This window comes from Rhodopirellula maiorica SM1 (assembly GCF_000346295.1).
Lineage (GTDB): Bacteria > Planctomycetota > Planctomycetia > Pirellulales > Pirellulaceae > Novipirellula > Novipirellula maiorica.
Genome location: NZ_ANOG01000495.1, coordinates 1 through 5,500, shown reverse-complemented (window position 1 = coordinate 5,500; position 5,500 = coordinate 1). Strand labels below are relative to the sequence as shown.

The 5,500-nt window shown below is 54.9% G+C and carries 6 protein-coding genes; 2 read left to right on the top strand and 4 right to left on the bottom strand.

Going from position 1 to position 5,500, the window contains the following annotated elements:
* Positions 1-291: sulfatase-like hydrolase/transferase (locus RMSM_RS15750; RefSeq protein WP_008698029.1), on the bottom strand; the 291-nt coding region annotated here is incomplete at its 3' end.
* A 750-nt stretch (positions 292-1,041) separates the two neighbouring features.
* Here RMSM_RS15750 and RMSM_RS15745 point away from each other — a divergent pair.
* The gene (locus tag RMSM_RS15745; RefSeq protein ID WP_008698026.1) at positions 1,042-1,809 is read left to right on the top strand and encodes an AraC family transcriptional regulator; all 768 of its coding nucleotides are present in this window, start codon (positions 1,042-1,044) and stop codon (positions 1,807-1,809) included.
* Between the two features lie 212 nt (positions 1,810-2,021).
* Positions 2,022-2,702, top strand: coding sequence for a histidine phosphatase family protein (locus RMSM_RS15740; protein WP_008698023.1), 681 nt, complete (start codon positions 2,022-2,024; stop codon positions 2,700-2,702).
* 231 nt (positions 2,703-2,933) lie between these two features.
* Here the strand turns inward: RMSM_RS15740 and RMSM_RS36960 are convergent, their stop codons facing one another.
* From RMSM_RS36960 to rlmN, 3 genes are all read right to left on the bottom strand, one after another.
* A complete protein-coding gene (locus tag RMSM_RS36960) occupies positions 2,934-3,596 on the bottom strand; it encodes a glycine zipper domain-containing protein (RefSeq protein WP_008698022.1) in 663 nt (220 codons plus the stop codon).
* A 46-nt stretch (positions 3,597-3,642) separates the two neighbouring features.
* Positions 3,643-3,921, bottom strand: coding sequence for a hypothetical protein (locus tag RMSM_RS15730; protein WP_144057680.1), 279 nt, complete (start codon positions 3,919-3,921; stop codon positions 3,643-3,645).
* Positions 3,922-4,204: 283 nt separating this feature from the next.
* Positions 4,205-5,311 (bottom strand): dual-specificity RNA methyltransferase RlmN, encoded by a 1,107-nt coding sequence (gene rlmN / locus RMSM_RS15725; RefSeq protein ID WP_008698019.1) that lies wholly within the window; start codon positions 5,309-5,311, stop codon positions 4,205-4,207.
* Positions 5,312-5,500: the final 189 nt, after the last annotated feature.

The window sequence follows — 5,500 nt, the reverse complement described above, 5'->3', positions numbered from 1 at the left end:
GTTGGGAATCCGAAACGCCATCTGGCCGGTCAGCAAACTGTAGCGTGTCGGAGTGCATACGGTGCAAGGGCTATGTGCATCGGTGAATCGCATCCCTTCGCTTGCGAAACGATCAAGGTTCGGCGTAGGAATCTTCGATTCGGGGTTGTAACATCCCACATCGCCATATCCCAAATCGTCGGCCAGGATAACGACCACGTTTGGCAGTTCGCTGGCGAACTGCTTGTTCGCGAAACCGCCGCAGGTGGATGCCACAATGATGAACAGCACTAGGTTCAATGTCAGCTTCATGAGATTAGGTCGATCTTGGGGATAGAGAATCGAAGAGGAAGGAAAAAAGTTTTCACGTCGTCGTCACGTTCGATCGCGGCGATGCTGACGAATCGATCGTAGTGAAGTGCAAGTCCTGATCATTGGACGAAATGATTGCGACTCGATAAATATGCGCACAATTGCAGCCAAGCAATTACCATCGGCGGTCGTAGCGGCCTCGATTCACTCAGAAACAGATGGTAAACGGTCACTTCTCTGCTATTAATCGCCGCCGATCCAGGGGGGTGGGACTACGGAGCGATCCATCACATGGGCTGCTCGTTGGAGCCGAACAGACTAACAATTTGCGACACGCCGATACGGATTTGCGACACGAGTTTGCGACACGAGGTCCAACATGGGTGCCGGCAAGCAATTTCATTAAGGTGGAAGCAGGCAGGCGAGTGGACTATGCAGTTTTAATTCAACCATTGATTCGCCCTTGCGATCAATTGCGATGCTATGATTCACGTATCTCTTCATTCGACTTAGCCGCAATACAACGATGTTTTCCCAAACGAACATTCCCCGATTCTTGGCTCGTACTGTGGGGGTATTTTCGGTTATTCGAAATCTGTTAGACGGCACAACGAAAGCAAACGCTGACCCCCGAGGGAATTCATACTTGAATGTTCACATGCTTTCTTTCGGTGTTACGGTAGCGAATCTTCATCGCCACGAATTGGCCGCCCCCCTCTTCGTGGACGCTCTGGGCAAGGACTGACAACGATGAACACTTGGTTAAAACAGACGGCGGAATTCGCTGCAACACAGCTCACCAGCATCGATGTAGGTTTGCTAGGCCAGCTTTTCGATCAAGCAGACGATGTCGCGTTTTTTGTGAAGAACGAACACGGACAATACGTGTGCGTCAATGAATCGCTGGCGAAACGGCATGGATTGAAACGTGCGGCCGATGCGATTGGCAAACGCCCCTCGGAAATTTGCCCCGGCGACTTTGGTCAAGTCCCCGCCGAACAAGACGCCAAGGTGTTGCGCACCGGCCGCGCTCTGGTGGGTCACCTGGAGATGCAATGGCATCGTCCTCACAAGCCTGTTTGGTGTCTGACCACGAAGCTGCCGATCATCACCCCCGAGGATCGAATCATCGGCCTGGTAGGTTTTTCACGCGACGTCCGTGTGCCGGTCGAAACCGATATCATTCCCAATGAATTCGCACTCGCGCTGGAGTACTTTGAACAAAACCCAATCGAGATCAGCACCCCCTCGATGTTAGCGGACCGCGCGAACATGTCGCTGCAACGTTTGGCTCGGCTAACCAAACGACTATTCGGCCTGACCCCCAGTCAATTTATCCGTCAAACACGTGTCGCGACGGCATCAAGATTACTGCTAGACACCGACAAGACGATTGCCGACATATCGTTTTCGAGCGGATTTTATGACCAGAGTGCCTTTACCCGAGCGTTCCGCGCGGCGACTGGCGTGACGCCGTCTCAGTTTCGCCAGCAGACCCAACACATCCCCAAGGCCTAGGGGGATCCGCCGACACGACCTGGGTTGCGATCCTTAAAATTGTGGTGGCTGGGGCGAACGACAGCGGCATTTCACTTTGCAAATCAATTCACCTCGCAATTCAGTACACTTCGCAATTTAATACACCTCGCAATTTATTCGAAATGCCTGTGATCGTGTGGCTTGGGCCGCATCGAGAACTTGGCAGCAAGCACGGACACTTAAATTAGACAATGCAACTTTATCTGATTCGACATGCGGAAAGCGAAAACAATGCGATGCCGGCCTACCAACGGATTGAGGATCCGGCAATCACATCGCGTGGCCGGTTGCAATCCGAATACCTTGCCAAGTGGACCAGCACGCTGACGATCGACACGCTGATCACAAGCCCGTTTCGTCGCTCGATCCAAACCACTCGATTCATCGTCGATCAATCGCCGCAGCGGGTTCACGTTTGGCACAACGTCTTTGAACGCGGCGGCTGTTTTCGTGGCCATGGTCCCGATGCAACCGAAGGGGGACCAGGCATGGGACGCGAAAGCATCGAAAAAGAATTTTCCGCTTTGCCTCACGATTGTATCATCGATGAAACGATCACCAGTGCAGGCTGGTGGGCCGGGAACCGACGCGAAACCGATGACCAGGCGCACACGCGAGCCGGCGTCGTCATCGAGCGGTTGATTCAGTCATTTGGAGCTAGCGGTAAAACCATCGTCGCCGTCATCCATGCGGACTTTAAGCGATGCTTGTTAGCGAAAATGCTTTCCGATGTCACCGATGTCGAAAAGATGGGCGCATTGGTCAATACAGGAATCACCCGACTGGAATACGACGGCCACGCATGGAAACTGCATTGGCTGAATTCCGCCACCCATTTGCCGTCACGCTTGGTGACCGGCAACGAAACGTGATAAAAGCCGTTGCACTTTGGCACCAGACGGGTGATATTCGAGTAGTGGGATTCGCCAGAATCCCCGTATTTGCAGTTGAACGACCAGGAACTCTGGCGAGTCCCACTACGGAAAAGTAATCGTATTGGCAGGAATTCTGGCGAGTCCTACTACGAGAAGCAGGAACTCTGGCGAGTCCCACTACGAAAAGTAAATCGACCTGGGCATGTGCAGCGAGCACCACGCCGTTGGTTACTGAGGACCGTGCAGCATGGGCGAACTCAGCGGGGCCGATTGCATCACCGGCGCGACTTGCATCGCATCGATGACGTACTCGGACACGCCTTGGTCGTGCATCCCGATGATGTCTCGTACACTCAGCGGCATCGTGATGCCATAGGTTTGCAGACGTTTGACCACGGACGCATCCGAAAATCCGCGACGTTTCATTGAGACCACATCAAGTGGCGACAACGGGCCCATGTAATGGGAGTCCGCCTGCCAATCAGGCCGATTTTGATAGATCGTCCCTGGCGGCGGGACATCAAAGCCCGCGTGCCCGGGATACGGCGAAGGGGATGGGTACGGCGGATGGCCTGAATGAGGATAGACCGGTGCGGTGTACGTCGGGTACGAATGCACGTGCTGTGGCGGAGCGGAGTGATAGATTCGGTTGTGCTCGATTCGAGCATCCTTTTCGTTACCGATCGTTCCACCGGCGATCGCGCCGACGGCACCCCCGATCAAGGCCCCCGTCGTCTCGTTGTTTCCTTTGTCGCCAATCGCAGCACCAATCGCGGCGCCGGCGAGCCCGCCCAAAATGACGCCTCGGCGACGGTGTGTGTGGTTTTGTCCGCTGGCGCTACTCAGCGTCGAAGCGACCAAGACGATTGCGATCAAAGATTGCTTGTACATCGAACGTTACTTTTGAGGAAAACGGGAAGACCGACGCTGCGGCGGATTATTGATCTTCGGCGGGTTGGGTGACAAACCGAGTGGACGTGTCAGCTTTTGCTTTCTCGGTGACTTGGACGTCACGCACGAGAATGCTCGGCCCATAGGTTTTCTCGAGTTGCTCGTCACTCATGCTGAGCGGATTTTCGGTGCTCAGACGGTGCGGATTGGCCGTTGGCGCCGGTCGCGATGGAGTCGACGAACGGAACAATTGAAAGGGGCTACGTGCGGAAACAGAGGTGTTCGCAGCGACAACAACAAACAAGACAGCGGCAATACGTTTCATGGCAGAATGCTCGTTAGGTGGGATATCGGACAGCTTTGCGTCCCCCATCACCACCGCCCCCGCGCTGACGATTTCGTGCAAAGCTTTGTTTCAAAAGTTTTGCACAAATTGAAAGCAATGCCGATAAAATAATGTCGGCCGACCGGATGCGAGGATGCATCTCGGTAACGCGTACCGGATATGCGGATTATGCAAGCAGCAGGCGAGTTGCAAACGTAATGCCCCACACGCCCCTGATCGCCGAATGCGGCCGACAGGCAAACAGACAGATGGCAGACGCGGTTTAGACCGATTGACGGTTGCGGCGTAATTGGCCACAGGCGGCGTCAATCTCGCTGCCTTTGCGTTGCCGGAACATCACGTTGACGCCGCCGGAAACCAAAATGTCTTTAAAATCGGCAATCGCTTTGGCGGACGGCGTCTCGTAGGGCAATCCCGCGACGGGGTTGTAGGGGATCACGTTTAACATCACGTTGCGTCGGCGAAGGATTCCCAACAATTGACGCGCGCACGCATCGGAGTCGTTCAATCCTCCGAGCAAGACATATTCGAATGTCAACCGACGTCCGTTTGCTTCGAAATAGCGATCCGCCGCATCCAACACCGCTTTGATGCCGATTCGCTTGTTCACAGGCACCAACTGCGTCCTCAGTTCATTGTTGGGGGCATGCAGAGAGACCGCCAAGTTGTAGGGCACGCCGTGTTTGGACAGCCGATCGATCGCCGGAGGAAGCCCCACGGTGCTGATCGTGATCCGCCGCGGACTGATCCCCAGACCTTCGGGGCTGCGTGCCTCATCGAGCGCCGGCAACACTCGATCCAGGTTCGCCAGCGGTTCGCCCATCCCCATCATCACGATGTGGCTAAGCCGTTCGTCCTCGTCCAGACGCGACTGCAGACGCAGCATCTGTTCCAATATTTCGCCTCGCGTCAGATTGCGGTCCACGCCGTCAAGTCCGCTGGCGCAAAACACGCACCCCATCGCACAGCCAACCTGGCTGCTGACACAAATGCTGCGGCGAATGCCATCGCGAAGCAGCACACATTCAACTTCGCCGCCGTCAAACAGACGCACCAGCAGTTTGTCGGTGCCATCGGACGAACACACCGCATCCACCTCGCTGGCGCGAAAGATCACGAAATGCTGTTCAAGCTGCTCGCGAAGCTTCTTCGGCAGATCGGTCATCTCGGCAAACGTCGACGCACGACGCTGGTAGATCCAATTCCAGATCTGTTTAGCACGGAACCCCTGCTGGCCTTGCTCGACGAGCCAGCTTCGTAGCTGATCAACATCGAGATCCAGCAGATGGATGCGTTGATCGACATCGCCGCCGGAATTTTGGGCTGCGGTTCCGGGATTAGCCGAAGACGGAATGACGGGAAGATCCAACGGTGGGTACCAGCAGTGAGTAAGAGGGAACAGCAGTCATCGATCACACACCTCAGAGCGTGCGTGTCGGTCTATTCTAACGCAAGGATTTTCTTTGCAGAGGGCAAACTGAAAAGGAGTCTTCTGCCAATCGCTCTCCAATATTGCTAAATTGCGGCGACCATCAATCCAATGCCATCGACTTTTAAC